Origin of the sequence: Micromonospora sp. NPDC002389 (assembly GCF_040296095.1) — a bacterium.
GTDB lineage: Bacteria > Actinomycetota > Actinomycetes > Mycobacteriales > Micromonosporaceae > Micromonospora.
Map to the genome: position 1 here is coordinate 380730 of NZ_JBEOWP010000005.1, position 22092 is coordinate 402821.

The 22092-nt window shown below is 69.5% G+C and carries 9 protein-coding genes; 3 read left to right on the plus strand and 6 right to left on the minus strand.

Features of this window, described 5'->3' with window-relative positions; translation table 11 throughout:
- Positions 1-2: 2 nt before the first annotated feature.
- On the minus strand, positions 3-527 hold the full coding sequence (locus ABT008_RS12515; protein ID WP_350696020.1) for a hypothetical protein: 525 nt from the start codon (positions 525-527) through the stop codon (positions 3-5).
- 150 nt (positions 528-677) lie between these two features.
- On the opposite strand from ABT008_RS12515, the gene ABT008_RS12520 reads away from it, so the two are divergent.
- A complete protein-coding gene (locus ABT008_RS12520; RefSeq protein ID WP_350696021.1) occupies positions 678-1295 on the plus strand; it encodes a hypothetical protein in 618 nt (205 codons plus the stop codon).
- Positions 1295-3211 (plus strand): WXG100 family type VII secretion target, encoded by a 1917-nt coding sequence (locus ABT008_RS12525; protein WP_350696023.1) that lies wholly within the window; start codon positions 1295-1297, stop codon positions 3209-3211. The genes ABT008_RS12520 and ABT008_RS12525 overlap by 1 nt, the downstream gene beginning before the upstream one ends.
- Before the next feature lie 10 nt (positions 3212-3221).
- On the opposite strand, the gene ABT008_RS12530 is transcribed toward ABT008_RS12525, so the two are convergent.
- Genes ABT008_RS12530 through ABT008_RS12540 form a run of 3 tightly spaced genes read right to left on the minus strand, consistent with a single transcriptional unit; the run spans position 3222 to position 6628 of the window.
- The gene (locus ABT008_RS12530) at positions 3222-5885 is read right to left on the minus strand and encodes a discoidin domain-containing protein (protein WP_350696025.1); all 2664 of its coding nucleotides are present in this window, start codon (positions 5883-5885) and stop codon (positions 3222-3224) included.
- A 58-nt stretch (positions 5886-5943) separates the two neighbouring features.
- Complete coding sequence (locus tag ABT008_RS12535; RefSeq protein WP_131051369.1) at positions 5944-6255, minus strand: WXG100 family type VII secretion target; 312 nt, start codon at positions 6253-6255, stop codon at positions 5944-5946.
- Positions 6256-6292: 37 nt separating this feature from the next.
- Positions 6293-6628 (minus strand): WXG100 family type VII secretion target, encoded by a 336-nt coding sequence (locus ABT008_RS12540; RefSeq protein ID WP_350696027.1) that lies wholly within the window; start codon positions 6626-6628, stop codon positions 6293-6295.
- A gap of 320 nt (positions 6629-6948) precedes the next feature.
- On the opposite strand from ABT008_RS12540, the gene ABT008_RS12545 reads away from it, so the two are divergent.
- Complete coding sequence (locus ABT008_RS12545) at positions 6949-21015, plus strand: hypothetical protein (protein WP_350696029.1); 14067 nt, start codon at positions 6949-6951, stop codon at positions 21013-21015.
- Here ABT008_RS12545 and ABT008_RS12550 read toward each other — a convergent pair.
- Both ABT008_RS12550 and ABT008_RS12555 read right to left on the minus strand, forming a co-directional pair.
- A complete protein-coding gene (locus ABT008_RS12550; protein WP_350696031.1) occupies positions 21012-21884 on the minus strand; it encodes a Rossmann-fold NAD(P)-binding domain-containing protein in 873 nt (290 codons plus the stop codon). The genes ABT008_RS12545 and ABT008_RS12550 overlap by 4 nt on opposite strands.
- Positions 21881-22012: a hypothetical protein gene (locus ABT008_RS12555; RefSeq protein WP_350696032.1), complete on the minus strand. Its 132-nt coding sequence runs from the start codon at positions 22010-22012 to the stop codon at positions 21881-21883. The genes ABT008_RS12550 and ABT008_RS12555 overlap by 4 nt, the downstream gene beginning before the upstream one ends.
- Positions 22013-22092: the final 80 nt, after the last annotated feature.

A 22092-nucleotide genomic window follows, 5' to 3' on the forward strand; every position in this document is an offset into this window, starting at 1 on the left:
CGTCACTCGTTATCCGGCGGCGGTGGTTTGTTCGCGTCGGGATTGTTGGGGTAGAGGGTGTGCACCGGCGACTCGGTCGTGTTGTAGGCATCCCCGAGATCGACGGGTGGAGGGGTGCCACCGTCGCCCTCGCCGTCGTCCTCGGGCGGCAGGTCCTCGGCGGGGATGGCGGCGGTGAACTCGTCGAACATCTTGATGACCGTCTTCTCGGCCTCGCCGTAGTTCGACGCCGCACTCGCCGCGATTCCGCACACCTGCGAAATCAGCCCGTACGTTTCCTGTTCCTGCGATCCGAACAGATCCCACTGCAATTTCTGCAACCGATAGTTGAACTGCTGGACCTCCTCGGCGGTCTCGCCGGCCCAACTGAGTTCGAGGTTCTTCCAGGTGTTACCGATTCGCTCCCACGAGTCGACGACATCGCCCATGAGCTTGACGACTCGCTCCGACCCGATCGTCCACATGCCCTGCGGGTCGACATTGATGCTCTGGCCGTCGTCGTAGTGTGCGGGCGCACCGCTCCCCATTGCTCAGCCCCCCGCCCGCGCACCAATCGGTTCCGTGCCGGAGACGCTAGCATCGGCCCAGCTCAACCGGACCATCTCAATGTTGGTGACGGTGGGCGTCCCCCGAAGAGGGACATCCGTCCGCGAGGGCTGGCGTGGTACATGTCTAAGATGGCCGACCCTGAGCTGGACACCTACGTACAGGCGTCGATTAAACACGTACCCGAACTGCACATGGAAGAGCGCACGGCGCGATCGGTCACCGGCGACAACCTGTTCAACCCGCCAAAGGACGCGGGCGACGAAACGAAGGAACTCGTCGAGCCGGACGTCCGGGCGTTCGGGGTCACGCCCGCCGACCTTCGCGGGGCGCAGAACTACATGCTGAATGAACTCAACACCCAGGTCGACGAGTTCGAGTCGTTCAAGGCGGACGTGCTCAGCAAGGGTGGCTGGATCTTCTACGCCGAGAACGAGGGCGGCGTACAGAACGACCGCGTGATCAGAAGCCACGACGGTGGTAGCCACATCTCGCGACACACGGTCAAGGGCGAGGACCTCCCGCCGGTCGAGGACCCCAATCCGGATCAGACGCAGATGCTCGTGGACACCCAACTCTCGCTGCTCAAGGCGGTCGGCGGCTCGATCCAGGCGGTGGCGCAGTACGTCGTCCGGGTCAACAACGCCGCCCAGTTCTACGCCGAGGCCGACAAGCAGTCGTTCGGCGAGACGGTGCCGACGGCACCCGAGTCCCTCCCCCGGGTCGGCGGCCCAGAGGAATCCTCCTGATGGCAGGGCCGGACGCCCCGCCGACCAAGGGACACACGTTCGAGCGGCAGAGCGACGGCTCCGTGGTGACGTACGACGCCGACGGTCAGCCGGTCCAGCAGGTGATGCCGGACGGGCGGGTCTACAGCTCGTTCGACGACGCGGGACGTGCCCGGTACGTGGAGATCCCGCCGTCGGACGGGCAGGCGGCGACGTACGCGCACATCGGCTACCAGGACAACCTGACGATCTTCCGGTACGCCGACAAGTCGGTGCTCACCTTCGACAGCCACAGTCAGGACCTGGTCAGCCAGCGGCTGCCCGACGGCACCCTCTACACCGACTTCAACGCCAACGACCAGCCGCAGTACGTCGAGATCCCGGCCCGCAGCGGCCAACCGGCGACCAGTGCCGAGATCAGTTACCAGGGCGGCAACACCGTCTACACGTACGCCGACGACACCGTCATCACCTACAACGCCGACGGCAAGATGCTCAAAGAGCAACGCCCCGACGGCACGACGTACAGCGACTTCGACGCCGACAACCGCCCCGGCCACATCGACGTCCCCGCCACCGAGGGCCGTCCCGCCACCAGCGCCGAGATCAGCTATCAGGACGGCAACACCGTCTACACCTACGCCGACGACACCGTCGTCACGTACAACGCCCAGAACAAGATCGTCAGCGAACAACGCCCGGACGGCACCACCTACAGCGACTTCGACGCCGACAACCGCCCCGGCCACATCGACATCCCCGCCACCGCAGAACGACCCGCCACCAGCGCCGACATCACCTACCAGGGCGGCAACACCCTCTACACGTACGCCGACGACACCGTCATCACCTATGGCTCCGGCGGCAAGATTCTCAGCGAGCAACGCCCCGACGGCACCACCTACAGCCAGTTCGACGCCGACAACCGCCCCGGCCACATCGACGTCCCCGCCACCGAAGGCCGCCCCGCCACCAGCGCCGACATCACCTACCAGGGCGGCAACACCCTCTACACCTACGCCGACGACACCGTCATCACGTACAACTCCGGCGGCAAGATCCTGACCGAGGAACGTGCCGACGGCACCACCTACAGCCAGTTCGACGCCGACAACCGCCCCCACTATGTCGACATCCCCGCCACCGAGGACCGGCCCGGCGTCACCGCCACCATCAGCTACCGGGACGGCAACACCGTCTACACGTACGACGACGAAAGCGTCGTGACGTACGACTCGGAAGGTCAGATCCTCACCGAGGACCGTGGCGACGGATGGGTCATCACGTACACGGACGGGGCGCCGACGTCCGGCGTCAACTCGGAGACCCGGGAGACGGTGACCATCACGCCGACGGCCGGCGGCGGTTTCCAGTGGACCTATTCCGGTGGCACGACCATCTTCCGGAACTCCGACGGTGCGGTCACCAGCATGGAGCAGAACGGCTGGACGTTCACCACCTTCGACTCGGAGGGTCGGCCGACGTTCGGCACCCAGGGCACCAAGACGGTCACCATCGAGTACGGCACCAGCGGCAGCGACATCAAGTGGGCGTACACCGACAACGGCAAGCCCTCGATCACCGTGATCACCAACGCGGACGGTACGCCGATCAGCCAGATCAACCCGGACGGCACCCAGTTCACCTTCGCCGTCGAGCTCGACAAGCTGGCCGATGCCGCCAAGAAGGTCGCCACGGAACGGGACGCGCTGGAAGGCAAACTGAACGAGATCAACAAGGAGTTCCGCACGCTGCGCGACTACTGGATGAGCCCCGCCGGCAAGAACTTCGCGCTGTTGCTCGATCAGGTCGACGGTCTGAGCGGGCAGATGCGCGACGTCCTCAACGAGGCGATCCGGCGGATGAAGCACACCCACGCGATGTACACCGACGTCGAAGAGCAGAACACCAAGAACCTCACCAACAACAACCGGTGAGCCGCCGGCCTCAGCGCACCTCGAACTCGTGGATCGAGTACCCGTACCCGGGCATCGCCTTGGCCGTGCCGACCATGCGTACGTACCGGACCGGAGTGCGGGTGACGGCGATGTCGACGGTCCCGCCCGCGCCGCTACCGGTCTGGTAGACCGTCCGCCACGTCCCGCCGTCGGCGGACACCTCGACCCGGTACGCGGTCGCGTAGGCCCGCTCCCACCGCAGCCGAACCTCGGTGACCTGCCAGAGTTCGCCCAGGTCGACGGCGAGCCACTGGGTGTCCGGGGTGAACGCACTGCCCCACCGGGACTCCCGGTCCCCGTCGATCGCGCTCGACGGGCGATAGATGGTCTCGAAGCTCGACGCGCTGGCAGTCCCGGAGAGTGCCAGGTTCCGTCCCGAGCTGTTCACCCGACCGGGCATCGCCGACGACGCCGCCGGCTGGGGGCTGGCACTCGGAGCGGACGACGGAGACCCGGTGGGCCGGGGCGGGGCCACCGGTGCGGGCACCCGGTCGGTGCCGCCCGATGACGCTGGGCTCTGCCCGGGAAAGCTCGGGCCGGGGGCCGCACTGGTCTGGCCACTGCTGCCCGAGGCGGGACTGACCGAGGTGGACGGATCGTCGGCCGGGGTGCCGGAAGGGTCGGAGGCGACCGGCGTTCCGGCGGGGAACTCCGGCAGACCCGGCGGCGGCGGTACGGCGTACCCCGGCGGCGTGTCGGCACCGGACGGTTGCCCGTTCGGGTTCAGCACGTACCCGCTGGCGACCGCCACCGTCAGGACCGCCACGGCGGTCAGGATCTGGGCCGACAACCGGGGCCTGCGCCGACGCCGCGCGTCCGGCCCGACCGGACCCGACCCGGACGGGTGTCGCCGCTCGTCGTCCGGACCGGCCGGTGGCGCTGCCACCTCGGTACGCGGTGGGCGCTCGGCCTGCGCACTCTGCTTCGGGCCCGGCGCGTCGCGGCGGACCGGACGGACGGCCTCGTGCCGCGCCACCGGACGGATCGGATACTGCACCGTCGGCTCGGCCACCGGGTCCGGCCCGGTCGCGGCGTCTCCGCCGGCCCGCTCGCCCGCGAGTGCGGCGGTCGTCTCGTCCGACGCAGATCCCGCCTTGGTCGCCCGCCCGCTCCCAGGCGTCCGCTGACCGGCCGTCGTGACCTGCTCGGGCCTCGGCGTCACCGGGACGGCGACCGGCGTGACCGGGGCGGCGGCCGGCGTGACCGGGACGGCGGCTGGCCTGACCGGGACGGCGGCTGGCGCGGCCGACGCCCTCGGTGCGACCGGACTCGTGCCGCCTGCACCAGGGGCGCGCAGCACGACGGCGTGTTGCACCATCGGGGCCGTCGGCGCGCCCGGCTCCGGGTCCGACGTCGGCAGCGCGTCGTCGCCGGCCGCCACCGCGAACCGGGCCGGTGACAGTTCCACCCGCTGACGGGTCTCGGCGGGCATCCGGGCCAGCAGCGCGCCGAGCACCGGCAACACGTGGTATCGAGGCGCCTTGCCGGGTACGCCGACGAAGATCCGCACCTTGCCCGAGGTCCACGGATGCGACCGCACCAGGCGTGCGCCGTGCTCCTGCTCGGGTGGCCGGACCCACAGACCGGACTGCGTCACCTCGGCCACCCACCGTTCGGCGAGCCGGAAGACGTTCTCCGCCAGCTCCGGGTAGCCGTCGAGTCCGCGTACCGGTCCGACGGGCCGGGCCGGACCCTCGGGCGGGAAGCTGAGGACGGTCGCGACCGGTTCCCAGGTGGCTCCCGAGTGGTCGACGGCGAGGCTGGTCGGTCGACCGTCGGGCGTGAGCGACGGCAGGCCGGTGTGCACCTGGACCGGGGCACCCGACTCGCGGGCCAGGCTCGTCGCCGCCGTGGCCGCCGTGGTCACCGCCCCGTAGGAGGCCAGCACGAGTTGCTGCCGCAGCGGCGACGGGAGCCGGTCGAGGAACTCCACGACGGCGTCCGCCTCCGGCTCCGGTTGTCCGGGCCGCCCGACCAGCAGCACCGGCCGGTCAGCGTCCATCGGTACCCCGTACGCCGGATCGTCGTAATCCGGCATCGGCGTACCCGGCAGCCGACGGAACAGCCACATACCAGCCGGTACGGGCAGCAGCACCAGCTCACCCGGGTACGTCGCGGCGCACAGCTCGTCGACGTCGTCCTCCCAGGACGGCTGCGGGCTGCGATGACCGGCCGGGGAGGCGACGCCGTCCGGGGTGTGTCGTACCCATCCGTCCACTGCGAACAGCGACCCACCGGGTACCAGCAGCACCTCGGCACGGGGCACGTCGAGCGTCGCGGTCAGCTCGCGAGCCAACCGACCGACCGGTCCACGACCGGCCGCCCCCGCCACCGCGATGCGGCCCCGGCCACCGGGCGGCACCGCGATCGGCAGCACCGTCTCGACGAACGACCAGTCCTCGGCGCTGTCAAGCGGTCCGATGACCGTCACGACGTCGGGCTCCGCCACCAGCCCGGTCGCCGCCGCGGTGAGCACGCCCGCCGGATCGGCACCGACCACGGCCACCCGGTCACCGACCCAGTTCAGGGCCGAGCCGAGCTTGCGGAACCGGCTGCTGTCCGCGAGTGACTCCGGGTTCGACTCGGCACCCGGTCCGGCCGGTTCCGGCGGCGACTGCACGTCGGAGGTACGGCCTCGCTGATCACGGATCATGCCGAATACTACGAGCCGGAGGTCTCGGTTGTTCAAGACCCCCGGCCTGCGGTGATCGTCAGCCCCGCCAGGTGCGCAGGTTCGAGAACTCCGCTTCCGAGTAGTTGTTCCAGGCGAGGTTGGCGGCGTTGGCGATGTCGCCGAGCGCACCGTCCACACCGAACAGACCGTTCGCGCCGGCGTTCCACTGCCCCTGGAGTCCGACGTACTCCTCGCGGGCCTCGCCGACCCAGCTCTCCTCCAGCGGCACCAGCTTGGCCTTCAGCGTGGCAAGCATGTCGACCAGCTCGTCGGCGGTGCTCTTGAGCCTGGCGCCGGCGAACTCCAGCTCCGGGGGGACCCGGATGCGGCTACCCATACTGTCGGTCACGGACACTCCTCTTCTCGGGACGGGCTGCCGATCATGATCATGCGCCGGGCTCGGGCCCGAGGCGGGCCGCCGGGATGCCGTTGATCTCGGGCATGGTCCGCACCGTCGCCTCGTCGGCCGTGGAATAGTTCGCGGCGTTGCGCTGCAGGCCCCTGGAGATCCCGTTCAGGGCATCGTTGAGCATCCGGCCGCAGGAGTCGTACTCGTCCATGGTGGCCTTGTAGGCCTTGGAACCCGGCCCCAACCAGTACGACGCCAGTTCGTCCACGTCCCGCCGCAGTGTCGCGAGCCGCACCTGTAGCTGCGCAGCCGTGTCGGTGCAGGACTGTGACCCGTCCAGCAGCATCTGCGGAGTGATGTCGACTAGCTTCATAGGCCCTCCCGGTCGATGCCGCTCGGCCCCCTGGCCGTCCGGACGGCGGTCCCGTCCCAGCCTGCCCTGCCGGTACGGGACCGGCACAGTCACCAGTTCCAGGGACACCGGCCGCACCGGACGGTGAGGACGCCCGGTGCGGACATAAAGGGACTACCGGCGATACGGCGAGTCGTGCCACCGTGCGGCGGGGATGTCCTGGGCACGGAGGCCGGCTCAGAGCACCAAGCAGCAGAAACCATCCCAGGCTGGCGGTGCCGGAGAAACGACCGGGGGGTGATGGTGTGCCGGTCGCTCATCGATGCCGGGAGATTCTCGTGGTGGCGGGCCGGCTGGTACTCACCGGTGAGCTGACGCAGACCGGGCATTCGGCGGCGTTGGCGGCCACGCTCGCCGCGGTGCGGCCGGTCGACGCGGCCCTGGTCTTCCTGGCGGAGGAGAAGCCCCGTTCGGCGGTCGGCGCGGACTTCCTCCACGGGCAGCCGTTCTCCGACCAGTTGGTGCTGGTGCCGTGGGAGGTCGAGCGCTGGGCGGTCGACGGGCGCCCCCTGGTGGACGACGCGACGGCGATCGAGAAACTCGCGGATCTGTACCGGATGCAGGTGCAGGTACCGGTCGGGTCGGCGCGCTCGGCGCGGCTGGTGCCGGTGGACCCGCAGGGCCGGGAGACCTCGTGGGACGACGCCGTGGCGGTACGAGGACTGCCGTGGTCGCACGTCGCGGCGCGGGAGGCGATGGGTGCGGCGATCGAGATCGCGTCGGACCGGACCGGACCGCCCTGGGCCCGGATCGAGACGTTGGCCGGCCGGTTGGTGGAGTCGCAGCAACGGTTGCGGGTCGCGGCGCCGTCGGCGGCCGTCGCGATGGCGTTCCGTCTGGTGCGGCACGGACTGCCGCCGGGGGTGGACGAAGCGGCGCTGAGGCGCAAGGTGATGCCGGCGTCGGCGACCGACGTGTTGTCGGTGACAGGTGGCGAACCGGCGCCGACGGCGGATGTCCACGCGCTGCTCGACGGCCTGTTGCGGGTCCCCGACTCGTCCGCGCTGGTGCGGTTGCGGCACGGTGCGGGTGCGGGTGGGCTGGGCTGGTTGGTCGCGCACGACGAAGTCGTGTGGTGGTTCGGGGCTTCGCACGCTCCGGGTGGTGGAGCGGGGCCGGTCGTCGTGCCTGTGGGCCAGGGCTGGGTGTCGGCAGCGCTCCGCGAGCCCGCTACCCATATGGTGGTGTTCGGCCCGGACGGACGGGCGACTTTCCTGAACGCCCTGCTGCGCGACGCGGTTGACATTCCAACGCACGCTACGTCCCGGCCGTCTCGGTCCCCCGGCGCGGATCCCGAGTCGGAGGCGTACTGGGAACAAATGTGGTTGGGCGCCCCAGGCGCCGCGACGGACTCGGCCGCGACGGCGGGAACGGTCCAGACGGTGAATCCGGCCGATCTGGTAAGACCGGCCGAGGAGCCGATGCCGGGGATCGCACGGCCGCAATCCCCGGCGGAAGAGGTGCCCACCGGCACCGGCACCGGCACCGTGACGAACAGCGGCGATCTTAGTTTCGGCGTGCGTCAGGTCTATCTGGGCAGGAAGCACCGCCGCAGCAAGGTCGACTACTGGTTCACCACGACAACGGTATGGGCGCGCCGGCAGGACGGCGGCGGCGAGGTGATGGTCATTTACCCGCGACCGGTCCTCGACCCGACTCACGGCTCGCCGGAGATGAGCCACAGCTGGACACAGCCGCCGAGCGGCCGGGCGGTGTCGGGCACCGGCATCGTGAAGCCCAACGGCAGGCTGAGTGTCGACAATCATGGCGTGCTCCTCGGCAGCATGCACAGCCATGCTCGGGTCGACTACTGGTACGACGCGACGACCGTGTGGGCGCGCCGGCAGGATGGCGGCGGCGAATTCATGGTCACCTACCCGCGACCCGTCTTCGACCCGACCGCTGCGGAGCCGTCGGCGGTGGTGGTGGTGGTGGAGGATCGCTGGCTGCGACCTCGGAGCGAGCAGGCGGTCACCGGAAACGGCACCGTGACGGGCACCGGCGACCTGAGGGTCTTCGGTCGTCACGTCCGTGCCGGGAAGAAGTACCAGGGCAAGGTCGATTTCTGGGTAGACACGACGACCGTGTGGGTACGCCGGCAGGACGGCGGCGAAGAGTTCATGGTCACCTACCCGCGAGCCGTCTTCGACCCGGCCCGCAGCGAGCCGGAGGTGAAAGACGGCTGGCCACAGCCTCGAAGTCAGCAAGCGATCGCCGGCGTCGCCACCGTGACGAGCAACGGTTATCTGCTCGTGGACGGGCACAGCGTACGGCTGAAGAACCGCAGTCCTGGTCCGGCCGTCTACTGGTTCGACAGGACGACGGTGTGGTTGAGCCGGCCGGACGGCAGTGACAAGATCATGGTCACCTTCCCGCAACCGGTGTTCGATCCGACCATTGCAAGCGTGGTGCTGATCGAGGGCTGGCCGCAGTATCCCCCGGGCGTTTCGGTCGCACTCCCCGGCACCAGCAGTCAGCCCGGCGGGCCGGATGGCCCACCTGATCCCATGTCACTCCTGCTGGCCGGCATCGGTGAATTCGAGCTGCGATGGGTGTTCGGTGACATCGACCCACAGGATTTCAGCCATTCGGCAGTGGACGTCGTGCCGGCGGGTCACCCTGCCGAGTTCGACGTGTACGACCTACTCGCTGCGCTCCTGGTCCTGGCCGGCCCCGATTCAGGAGAGTTGACAGAGGAGGCAGGTCCAGACTTTCTGTCCAGCCGGTTGACCGCGCTGTTCGAGCGGCTGCTCCTGCCCCGGCCCGACGCGTCGGACACCGCCACTCAGGATCAGGCCGCCCGGCACTACCTGCTGTGGCTCGCACACCAAGCGGCCATCACCGTGGGGGTCGACGGCCTTACCGAAGAGGCGATCCGCGCCGCAGCCATTCCGGACGACCTGCTGGTCGGCAGCCCGATGGGAACTTTCGACCCGGAACCGCCGCCGGGCAGCACCGCCGCTTATCGGGACGAACATCTGGAACTCGACGCCAGTCCGCCCACTCCCGCCGAGGTCCCGGTAGCGGTCGGCCCAGGGCCACCAGCCGTGCTGGTGCCGGGTGAGTTCCCACTGCTCGTCGAGGAGGTGGCCTTCATCTCGGCGCCCGATGCCGAGAACGCCGCCGACGATGCGGCGTCGGACCGTATGGACGTCGACACGTCGTCCGAGACCGACGACACCCCGCCGGACCGGGTAGAGGTGTTGGCCGAGAATCTGGTGAGGGGTCACGCGCCGCATCTGCAGGACGCCCACTGGGAGGCGATGACCTTCGATACTGCGGTCACCGGCCCACGCGTCGTGCTGCGTGACCTGTTGAGTGCGGAGCAACTGACGAGATGGCGTGCATCCGGTCTGTTCGACAGCGGGGTGGTGCTGCAGCCGGCGCGCGGGAGCCGACCGGACGACCGGGGGATTCGGCTGGTGGTACGCGCGGAGCCGGCCGACGCGTACCGGCATGTGGGCGCAGCGGAGTCCGCGCAGTGGTATGCCGCCCCGTTCCTGGTGACGGTGCGGTGGGAGCACCCCGGGCATGCGCCGACGGTTGACCTGCCGGTGGTCCGCGCGGCGCTGGTGCAGTTGCAGGCGCTGGTGTCGGACGAGGTGTTGTCCGGGCCGCGGTTGCGGGTGGCGCGGCGCGCGGCCGAACTGGTCGGTGCGAAGGAGAAGTTGGCCGCGACAGTGGACCGGCTTCAGCTCGCCGTGCTGGATCTTTCACCGGAGGCGCTGCGGCGGGGCCGGGCGCGGGTGGCCGCCACCGATCCCGTGTCGGTACGGACACTGCACGACGCAGTCGTCACGGAGATCGAGGCGGGCCACTGGCGAGCGGCGGAACGGCAGTTGATGTGGGCCGACACGCTACACCAGGTGTTGTCCGGGCCAGGGCTGTCAGGATTGGTCACGGTTGCCCTGCGCCCCCACGGCGCTGCGGCGGGCCCGCTCAGGTTCCGGATGGCGATGATCGACGCGATGCCCCTGGGCACGCTCAGCAGAGACGACGTCGTCTATCAACGGGTGCGTGTCGGACTGCTGGTACAGGTGGAGCCGGCAGAAGTACGTGGCCTGCCGCCGCTTGTCTTCCGGCTCGATGGCGCACTGGAACTGGTACTGGACACGCCCACTGCGGACCGGTTCATGCGCGAGACGCCACCACCGGAGTACGAGCCGATGGCGGTGCCTTACCCGCTGGAGAGTCAGCAGCCGCAGACCGACGACCTCTTCCACGGCGACGAGTGGACCCGGCTGGTCAGCGACCTGGGTGTGACGGGCCCGGACGAGGCCAGGACGCGACAGTGGGTACGTCTGATCGAGAGCGTGCCGGACCCGGACGAGGTCACCGATCTCACGGTCGAGGCGATCTCGGCGGGGCATGGGCCGCTCCCGACCGACGCGCAGGAGCGCGCCTCGGCGGATCTCGTGGAGCCGGTCCGACGGGCGTGGTACGCGGTCGCCCAGGATCTCGGTCTGCCGCCGGGCGCCCTGCGGATCGTCGGTGCGGAGCTGGTCACCGTGGTGCGGACGCGTGCCACCGGCGCCAGGATGGCCACGGCCGGCGAGCTGCTGACCGGGTTGCGCGAGCGGTTGGGGCCGTTCGGGGTGTCGACCGATGTCGAGGTGGTGTATCTGGCCGAGCTCAGCGCCCGGCTCGGACTCGGTCCGGATGACCTTCCGTCGTTCCGCTGGCTCAGCGAGCGGGGGGTGCCGCTCGAACTGGTGCACACTCTTCCGGACAGGTTGGCCGGACGGTCCGTGGCCTGGGCCGCCGAGCAGGGTCGCCGGAGCGACGACATCGCCGGTGTGGCGGCGGACCTGGGCCTGTTCCTCGCCTCGGTCGGCCCGGACGAGTCGGCGCGGAAGGTGCGGAGAGAGCTGCGATTGCTGGCACTCAAGGCGCTGGCCGGGCAGCTCGGCCTCGGGCCGATCGCCGCATCTGGCACCGAGAGCGAGCACCCGGCGGTGGCGCCGGACGTCCCTCCCGTCGACGGAGCGGGGGATCCGCCGGGCGGGCGGCCGTCCGAACGGCTAGAGACGGCCGGCAAGATCGATCTCGCTGGCCTGTTGGCCATCCGAGAGATGGTCCGGACCGCGGCGCGGGTGGTCGGCATGAGGGCGGACCGTGTGCGGCCCGCTGAGGTCGGGACGCTGGTCGAGCGGGTGGTGGATCAGGTCCGACTCGTCGCTGAAGAACTCGGGTTCAAGTCGCTGCAGCACGTCACGCGGTATGCGGAGTTGAGCGGCGGGCTCGGATTCCCGGTCACCGAGTTGAGCGACCTCCTGCCGTCCGGCCACCTGCCCTCGCTCGTATACCAGCTGGTCGGCAACGTGCCGGCGCCTCAGATCACGCGTTTCCTGGCCGAAGTGGCTCCCGCCCGGCCGATTCGGCAATCGGCCGATCTGGAACCTGAGCCGATGCCGACGTCGACGAGGTGGAGCGTGCGGGAGGCCGCCGGCTGGGCCGACCGGTGGGAGGTGCCCGAGGAGCAGGTCCAGGCGGTGGTCAAGCTTCCCCTGGTCGACCTGCCGCGCGTGGCCCGGATGATCGACAAACTGCACCTGCCGAAGGAGCAGATCGCACAGCTGCTCGACGTGATCGCGACGACCGGCCGGGTGCCGGACCGCCTGGACTGGTTCGCCTATCGGGCCGGGGTCGAGCCGAAGGTCGCGCTGGAGCTGTCCTGGCGGTTGCACACGAACATCCTGGATCTCCTGCCGATGCGGTCGGTTCTGAACCGGCTGGCGGTGCGCACGCCCGAACGGTCGGACGACCGACTGACCGTCGAACACCTGGTTCGCCTGCTCACGCAGGGGCCGAACGGTGAGCCGGTGCCATTTCCGTCGTGGACCTTCTGGGTCGGGGCACGCCTACCCACCGGGTCAGGGGCCGACGGGCTGACCCCGAACGAGTTGCACGACCTGGTGTTCAGCACGTTCCGGGTGGGCCACGCCAGCGTCGCGGAGTATCACCAGCGTCTCGCAGGTCTGGACTGGATCGGGCTGCTGGAGCAGGCAATGGACGACTCGGCGCGCCGGTTCGACGAGGACGAGCCTCCGCCGGTCCGCCCGCAGCTACCGGCAACACGCGACGCGGACCTGTGGCTGGCCCAGTGGCTCGCCGAACAGGTGGGCATCCCGCGCCACGAGGTCGAGAGCGACCTGATCGACCGTCCGTGGCTGGACCATGTCGCCGTACTCGATGCCGCGCGTGATCTGGCGGTGCCGGTGCCGACGGCCCTGACCTACGCCCGTCGGTGGGGCGGACTAGGGGCGTCCGACGTCCCGCCGCTTTCACCGGACGCACATCCCGACAGCGTGAGGTGGCTGTTCGACATGGCCGCACGGTGGGATGTGCCGCTGGTCCAGCTCGGGCCGATCGCGGCGGCGTTGCCGCGTCGACAGGACCCGCCCCAGGAGATCCCGGCGCTCGCTGACGACGTGCTGCGACGACTGTGGCCCAAGACCGTCAGCTTCGGTGAGACGGACACGTTCTGGGCCGCGCAGGTGCCGCTGGCGTTCCTCACCGACCAGGGGCTGAATCCGACCGACTGGCCGGGTGACCAGGTCGATCTCGGGTGGTGGCTGACCAGTGTGCTGGGTCTGCCTGCCGCGACGAACACCGGCGCCCCGGACTCAGCGATGGACATCGACTCGGACGTCGGCACGGCCAGCGAGTCGGATGTCGAGATGGCGGACGAGTCGGATGACGAGACGTCCAGCGTGTCGCATGCCGATCCGATTGAGAGTCTCGTCGAGCACCTGTGGGACGACCTGACCGATCACCACCGTGCGCAGTACCTGACGACCCTGTCGGAGATGGCCGATCAGCTCGGCCTCGACCTGCACCGGCGCTACGAACTGTCCGCCGCGCTACGGGTCAGCATCTGGTGGGTCACCGGTTTCAGCGTCCGGATCGGGCAGGTGCCCGACATCGAAGACCATGCGTCACGGCTGGGCGTCCCGTCGGACAAACTGTTCGCGCTGGCCTCCGTCCTGGGTGTCGATCCGGCAGTCCTCGGCCCACAGGACGACCTCGCACGGCTCAACAACGCCGACGAAGCCGGTGCGATGAGGTTCGCCGCGGTGGGCGCGGTCGCCGACTCGATTCGAAGCCGCCCGGACTGGCCGGCGCGGCAGATGACCGACACGCTCACCGACCACCTGTACGGCATCGTGTTCGCGCAGACCAGCGTTCCACCGAAGCTTGTCCACCAACTCAACGACGACGGTAGCTGGCTCGGTCTCCGCGGTCTGTTGGAAGTCGCCGCGAGGGCGGACGTCCCGGCGGAGTCGCTGGCGGTGTACGCCAACCTGAGTCGGCCGCCGAAGGCGGCCGGTGGCGGCGCAGCCGGGCCGAGCCGGGTGATCGAGGCGTATCAGAGGCGGCAGCGGTCCGACGAGGAGACGTACGGACTCGACACGTCGGACCTGTGGCCGGTGTGGAACCACGACGGTTCGGCGACCCTCGCCCGAGGCGACGTCGCCGAGGTCAGCGCCGCAGCCCTGCGATACGCCGAGCCATATCAGCGCGCCGAGGTGTTCCGCCGGATCACCGCCCATGCCGGTCGGCAGGACGCCCCGCAGAACGTCGCTGGTCTGATCCGGGCGATGGGCGCGGCTGCGGGACCCGACTCCGCACCGCACGAATGGTTGAGCCCGCTGCTTCGGGACGCACCCGTGCCGGACGGCATGTCGATCAGCCTCCTGTCGTCTCTCAACGGCGCTTCCCAGCAGGCGAAGAGTGCGTTCGCCAACCTCTCGGACATAGCCGGTGTGCGTGTCGGGCGTCCCACGGACGGCCGGTACTCGTTGCAGTTCACGTTCGGCTCGGGGTGGGGCGGTTGGGCCGGTCTTGCGGACGTGCTCGACACGCTCAGAGACCTGACGTTCACGATCGAAGAGGCAACAGTCGAGGTCAGGACGGGGTACGGCGCGGACGCCGCCGCCTACCTCCGGCTGGCCCACCTCTACTACGCACATCTCAACGCGTTGAGCCAGATCGGCCTCGCGAACAGGAAAGACCCGCCGCCGCGGTACGGCTATTCGAGCTTCGCCGGGTTCCTCCGAGCCCACCGCGAGGCCGGTGGCCTCTCCGTCCGGGTGGCCTGGAACTCCGACGACGTCGTCAGGCTTCGACTGGATGCCCGGAAGGAGCTCCTGTTGCCCGGCATACCCCAGGCCGGGCTCCGGATCATCGCGGAAATGGTGGAGTTGGCCCGCCGACCGTTCCCCGACCCGCAATGGTGGGACTGGACGTTCCGGCCACCCGGCGACCATGCGGACGACGCCTTCGAACTGGGCCTCGACGGGTGGCGGCTGGTGGGGTTGCTCACCGACGAGTCGACCCGCGCCCAGGCTGCCGCGATGTTGACGATCTTCCGTCCGGAGCGGAAGGCCTCGGATCACCCGATGGCGCGGGGCTTAGGTCCGGTCCGGGACGATCCGACGATCCCGGAGACGCTGCCGCAGACGCACGAGGTGCCCGACGCCGGCCTGCTGGCCGAGATCCTGCCCGCCGGCCGGTCGTCGGCGGGGCTGGCTGCCGCCGCCGAGGTCACGGCCCGGTTGACCGATCCGGAACTGGGGATGTCCTATCGGGCTGCGGTGGTGCGGGCGGCCGGTGGCCGTCAGGTGTTCGTACCCGGCCGGGTGCCGGGAGATCAATCCGTCTCGGATGTGCTCCGACAGTTGATCAGCGGGCAGCTCAGGTTGCCGGACGAGGCGGTGCGGGCGGCGTATCGCGCGGTGTGGCAGGTGCCCGACAGCGCAGCTCTGCGGGATCTCCTGAACCGGGACGGGTGGGACGTACTGATCCTCGACCCGACCACCGTCGATGCCCGCATGGGTCAGCCCCGGGTGTGGCGCGACACGCTGCCGGCGACGTTCGAGGCGAACGCCTCGGACAGACGCGGGAGGTGGCCCGATCCGTCGCAGACCGTGGACTGGCTCCGGCACCGGATCGACGCCGGCCGACCACCGGTGCCGTACTTCCTGACGAACGCGTTGGGCCGCCTGGGCGATCCCGGGTCCGGCCGGACGTTCGCTCTCACCGTCGACGGCATCTGGAGTGACGACGTACCAGGTGAGCCGTGGACGTGGGTGGCTCCCGAGGACCGCCGGGACCCGTTCGCCGACGCGCTGGCCGCCGCACAGTCCGTGCTGGCCATGGCGCAGTTCGCGACCTCTCCGGATAGCCCCAGGTCGCGGCTGAGGATCGAGCCGGACCCGGAAGAAGTGGACCAGTTCGTCATCCACGCCACGGAACTCGTGGACAGCCCACCCGTGTGGCGAGCACTCGGCGCCGTGGTCGAGGCCATGCAGCGGTACGGCGTGCTCATCCAGCGGATGGTGATCACGGCAGACCACGCGCCGCTGCCGACCGCGAGGACCGGGCAGTCGGTCGACCGTACGGCGGCGCTGGACCGTCTCGTTCGCGCCCACGAGGACGCACTGACCCGGCTGTTCGGTTCACCGGAACTGCCGTGGCTGAATCCCGTCGACCCGCCGAAGGTGGGTGCGGCCGGATCGACACCCCACGCGGTCGAGGTCGGCATCACCTATCCCGGCATCCTGGCGACCGGCCTGGGCGGATTGCAGGGCGGAGTGCTCGTGGTTCGGGCGCTCCTGGCCGCCACGGCACGCACCTTCGTCGGCGCCTCGGACCTGCCAGACTCCGCCGCGGATCCGGTCGGCACGAACTTCGCCACGACCAGGTCGGAGCCGCAGCAGGTACACGGTTGGTTCCTCGATCCGTCGGGGCGAGGGCAGATGACCGCATTGCTGGCCGCCCTGGGGTTGGACCAGGCCGGACGCACACAGGTCGCCGCCCTGTTCCACCTCAACTCGTGGTATCCGTCGCCGGACTCTCCGCCCGCAAGGGTGCGGGGAATGGGCAACGGTCCCCTGTGGCCGGTCTCTACCCAATCGGAGCATCCCGCCGCGTTCGTCGCCGCAGTCGCCGGGACGACCCCGGAGATGGCAGCTCGAGACGCCGTCGCCAGCCTGGAGACGCTCCGCCTTCCGCTGGACTATTTGCGGGGTGTCCAGCGGCGGGCCGATGCGTACCTGCGCTGGGCACCACCGATCACCGATGCGGACACCGAGTTGGCGCTGCGAGAGGCCAGCGTTGCGGGGCTCTGGGAGGAGCTGGAGCGCAGCGGCGCGACGATCGGCGCCTGGCACGAACGGTTCCAGCGTGAGCAGGTCGGGCTGGGCGATCTGGCCGGAGACGGCGGGTCGCCGCTCGGCCCGATCCCGAGCCTCGCGGCAGAGGCCCGCAGCGTCCTGGACACCGTTCCCACCAGTGGCGCCACCGCCGACGATGCGGCCGTGCTGGGTTCGGTGGCCTCCTGGCTGAGGTCGAGGACAAGGCCCAGGATGGATGTGGCGGGCGAGAGCGCGGCCGATCTGCTGCGTCGCGAGATCGCGGACCGACTGCACGCGGGTACGTCCGCACCTCTCCTTGCCGCTCCGACCTCGGCCGGGGAGAGGCAGTGGGCCCACCGGGGGTTGCTGGGTGCGGTCCTCGATGCCGCAGCGTGGCAGGGTGTCCCACTCCCCCCCGAGATCCACACCCCCCGTCATCTGCGGGACCTCGTGGCAGGGCTGTTGGCGGCCGAGCCGGCACGGTTCGCCGACGTGGGCGGTGGGCGGGGCGCCCTGCTGGCCGAGGAGTTGCCGTTCAGCACGTTGGCCGCGCTTCTGGCCGGTTTCCGCGCTCCCGAGCCGACGCCGGAACAACTCGGTCGGTGGCAGGCCGAGGCATCGGCCGCAGTACGGCGTCGGCTGCCCGACACGGACGGCCACACCATCCGGGAGGCGGTGCTGGCCGCACGCGGAGCACGGGTACGAGAACACCGACGTAGCCAGTGGCGGGCGGAGTTCGCCCGACGGGTCGAACGGCCGACTCCCCGGTTCAAAGCACAGCTCATGCGGGCACTGACCGCTCTGGATCCGCACCGCGTACGGCTGGTGCACCTCCTCATCGACGCCACCGCGACCAGCACGCGTCATCTGCAGGAGGGCTTGCTCCAGGTCGACCTGCACGCGACGGCGCTGGGCCGACACCTCCCCGAGGCCATCGCCAGAGCACTGGACGTCAACATCGTCGTGCACAGCGACCAGAGCTCGACCGTGCAGACGTACCCCGGCCCCCGTCCGGTGCTGCACCTCTCCCGCGTCGATCGCGGCTCGGCCGAGGTCTTCGACAAGTACCAGCCATACCCGTCCGCAGTCAGCGCGGGGCCGGCCCCCTCGTCGACGGGGCGTCTCGCCGACACCATGGACCCGCGACTGTGGCGCTTCGCCCAGGACTGGGTGCGCGAACGCTACTCGCTCCTCGACGGTAGTCGAGGCTGGAACGAGCAGCGGATGGCGTGGTACCGGCTGGTGGAACTTCTTGCTCAGTGGATTGACGTGCCGATGATGGCGACGTTCATCGCTACCGGCGAAGACCGGGCTCAGGCCATTTTCGACCCGATGCCGTGGAGGATGGACCTTACTGTCACGTCGGTCGATGCGACCCTCGTCGAACTGTTACCACAACTGCTCGTGGCAGAGGTGGTCACGATGCAGGCTCAGGCAGAAAACCGCAAGTCGCAGTTGTCGCGGCACACGGCGAATGACAACGCTGTGGAACACATGTGGAACACCCGCGATCCGGGCGACGATCGGCATGAGGAGTGGCCCCGACACTACACCCAGGCGCGGTTGCAACGGGACGACGTCAAGCGCGCGAGAGATCTGCTCTGGGAGACAAGAAGACGCTTTTCGATCATTCCACGACTCAGAGGGCTACCCCGGCTGGATCGTCGACTCATGCGGGGCCGGGAGGTTGCGCGATGGGAGTACGCCAACGCGCTGACCAGAACCGCTTACTACGATTCGGTAGCCCAGACGCAGTTCAATCTTCAGCAGCAACTTCGAAAGATGGGTTCGACGCGAGACTGGCGGATGACACCGCACACGCAGATGCGGGAGATCGACGGCTTCGAGTCGGTCGACCTGGGGCCGGCAGGGACGTTCCTACGCCCGGCAGGTTCACACACCGCACCGCCTGCGCGGATGTCGAGCGAGATCGACCGGCTCGTCGTGGTGGAGGTCGGCGACGCGGCCGCAGCACCTCATGTGTTGACGCAGATCCTTGACTACCTGCCCGACACGGCATTCATAGAGCTGATGATGTCCGGCCCGATGAACGCACCGCAGGCCATAGAACTCGCCCGGCTGATCGGCGACAACCGAACACTGGTGCTGCCCTCGAATCTGGTCGTTCCCGGTGACCTCTCCGAACACTTCGACGCCCACTCACACTCGCTCATCCCGACCTTCCTTCCTTTTGCGGCGTACTACGCCGTCAATCCCAACCTACGCGGTCGTGTAGTCGAGATCGCAGATCTACGTCTGCCATACATCGGCGCCGGCAGGTACCAATTCCTGACCGGCTGGGACGTCGTCACCGTTGAGGATCGCCTCTGGATCCGACCGACCGACTACCGGGAGGAGCTGGCCTATTCCGGTGCCGCCCGGATCGTCATCGGTGCACCAGGACAACCGACACCATGGATGGTGGAGCAGTTCGGTCAGAAGATCGCATCGACCGTCACCATCGGTGCCGACCTCGCACTCCAGGGTTTCGTCCATACACTCGGACGGACCGAACCGATGACGCGGCCACCACGCCTCGACCGGAGTGTCATCAACCCTGTCGGCGACCAGGACAGGCAGCTTCACCAGCAGGCCTTCGGCCGTGGCCTCCCCGGTATCGAATTCGTCGTGCCGGTGGGCGCCGGTCCCGGATCCGCCCAGGAGACCCTGACCCTCGGCCATGTGGTCGACATCCTGTTGGACCTCGCCGGGGCCGATCCCGCCGAAAGCGACATCCAGGTTCTGCTCGGCCGGTTGGACCAGTTGGCAGAGCAGCGGGGCATCCTGCGGAACGACACGACGCCGAACGGCGCGCAACGCGCACGGTATGCGTTGCTGAAGTGGGCCCGGGACAGGCTCAGCGAGGCCGGCGTCGCCGGGTTGCTGGCCGAGATCCCCCCACCACCTGACGTCGTGGTGCTCACCGCCAGCCCCCCCGAACCGGCCGAGGCACCGGTCGTGGTGCGAGCACCCGACGTGGTGCGAGCACCCGACCCAGACCCGGCAGACGCCGGACACCCGGTGGCCGACGACGACGGTCGACCGGGTCGTACCGGAACTGCGCAGACCCGGCAGTCTGCGCTGTTGTCGGTCCGGGCCGGGGTGTACCTGCCACATGTCGAGGACACTGCCCGCCGGACCGTGATCGACGGCATGCCCCGTTACCAGAGCTACGTCTCGGCCTTCGCGACCCTGGACCCCGCCACGACAGAACTGGTCGCCGCCGCCCGCCGATACGGACCGGAAAGGTTCCACCAGGAACTCACCGCCGCAGGCGTACCGGTCGACGCGAAACTCTCGTTGACGCTCTCCCCGCCAGCGGCCACGGGTCATACCGAACCCGATCGCCGCGCGGCGCAGCGATTCGCAGACGAGCTGTGGTCGATTCGCGGCACACCGGGAATCTTCAGCATGGCCGCGACGCCGGGGCCGACCACCGCCCTGCCCGCCCTGCCGGAGGTACTGACCGGATGGCTCAGGCAGGCAGACTGGTCGGATGCCCAGCACTACCTCCACCAGCACATCACCGAGTTGTCGCAGCGGGACAACATCGAGGCGATGCGCGCTCTCACTCGACTCGATCCAGACAACCGGGTGGCGGCTCCCTACCGCGCGGTCCTCGACCTGGTGGACCTCGCCGGAGGCGTCGCCAGGCCAGCCGGCACGCCACACCGTCCCGCACCGGTGGCGGCTGCCGACGGTGCGCAACCATGGATCGTCCCGCCGGGCCCGGTGCCGACGGCATTCGCCTTCGACTACCTGCGGGCGAGACCCGACCGGCAGGCCCGGAAGCCCTGGAACGACCAACTCCTCCAGATGATGTACGAACGATCGGCGTTCCGAGAACTGGCAGTGATGCTGGCGTGGGGCGTCGTGGAACGCGAGGAAAGCCCGACGCAGGGCCGGCGCGTCGGTCTCGACTACGGACAGGGCAACGCGATGGCCCTCGCCGCCGTCCACCACGTACTCAGGATGTCGGTGACGCGGGCACGCACTCCCGGGCCGACCGGAAGCTGGCCGGAGATCGATGCGGTGGGCGCATGCGTGCTCGATCCGCTCGACAAATCGTTCTGGATTCCGCGGATGGACGAGCTACGTCGCCAGGTGCGCAGCCTCGGCATTCCCGGCCACCCTGAGCGCAGCGGGACCCCGGCACCCGAGCACGAAAGACTGCTGGACCTGCTGATCGAAAGGCTGGTGAGCTGCTAGCGGCACCTCTCGCTCGCCTCCGGCAGATAACCGGACAGGAACTCTCGGAAGTCCCTCGGCTCGCGACCGGTGAGACGTTCCACCACGTCCGTCACCCGGTCCTCGGCACCCTGGGCGATACCCGCGTCCAACTCCGCCAGCAGGCGCGCGAAGTCGACCGGTACTCCTCGCTCGGCCAGGTGGGTGGCCATCTGCGGGACGCCCACCGCCCGATGCGTGACCGGTCGTCCCAGACGCTCACTCAGCAGCGCGGCCACCTCGTCCCAGGTGAGCGCAGTCGGGCCGGTCAGCACGAGTTCCCCGGTCACCGTCGGCTCCCCGGTCAGCGCCCGTACCGCCACCGCCGCGATGTCGTCCGGGTCGACGAACGCGATCCGGCCGTTCCCCGTGGCCGTGACGATCTCGCCCTGTTCACGGATCGTCGCCGCATGGATGTGGGCACCCAGGACGTTGGACATGAACCACGAGGGGCGGAGCACCACCGACGTCTCGATCAGGCCGGGCATCTCCGTCATGACCCGGCCCAGGCCCTCTCCTCCCCGGGAGATCGCCGACGAACCGAGCAGCACGGCCCGTCGCACACCGGCGTCGCGCGCCCGTTCGAGGAAGGACACCATGACCGGTGCCGGGTCGAGCGCACCGATCGGCGGTACGAGGTAGACCGAGGTGGCTCCGTGCAGTGCCGCGTCCCACGACTGTGGGGCGTACCAGTCGAAGTAGGTCCGCTCCTGACCGGCGACGGCTGGGCCATCGGCGGCGCTGGTGCCGGCAGTGCGGCTGGCCACCCGGGCCGGCACACCCATGGAGGCTAGCCGGGCGACGATCCGGCTGCCGGTGGTGCCGGTGCCTCCGATGACGAGGGCGCTCATGCGGTCACCAGTCCACCGCCGGGCAGTTCCGCCGCGATCGCCGGGTTCCAGCAATCCCGCCAGTCTCCGGACATGTCCTTGTCGAGCAGCAGGTCGAACGCGCGCTGCACGGTCTGGCTCGGCCCCATCGGGCACCTCCTCGGTAATATACGGACCATCAGTCCGCTATCACCATAGCGGACCGCCAGTCCGTTTATCGAGTGGGGGT

Excerpts from the sequence above, each read along its gene's own strand:
- ABT008_RS12525 (WP_350696023.1), top strand. The coding sequence starts at position 1,295 with ATGGCAGGGCCGGACGCCCCGCCGACCAAGGGACACACGTTCGAGCGG.
- ABT008_RS12540 (WP_350696027.1), bottom strand. The coding sequence starts at position 6,628 with ATGAAGCTAGTCGACATCACTCCGCAGATGCTGCTGGACGGGTCACAG.
- ABT008_RS12515 (WP_350696020.1), bottom strand. The coding sequence starts at position 527 with ATGGGGAGCGGTGCGCCCGCACACTACGACGACGGCCAGAGCATCAAT.
- ABT008_RS12550 (WP_350696031.1), bottom strand. The coding sequence starts at position 21,884 with ATGAGCGCCCTCGTCATCGGAGGCACCGGCACCACCGGCAGCCGGATC.
- ABT008_RS12555 (WP_350696032.1), bottom strand. The coding sequence starts at position 22,012 with ATGGGGCCGAGCCAGACCGTGCAGCGCGCGTTCGACCTGCTGCTCGAC.
- ABT008_RS12530 (WP_350696025.1), bottom strand. The coding sequence starts at position 5,885 with ATGATCCGTGATCAGCGAGGCCGTACCTCCGACGTGCAGTCGCCGCCG.
- ABT008_RS12520 (WP_350696021.1), top strand. The coding sequence starts at position 678 with ATGGCCGACCCTGAGCTGGACACCTACGTACAGGCGTCGATTAAACAC.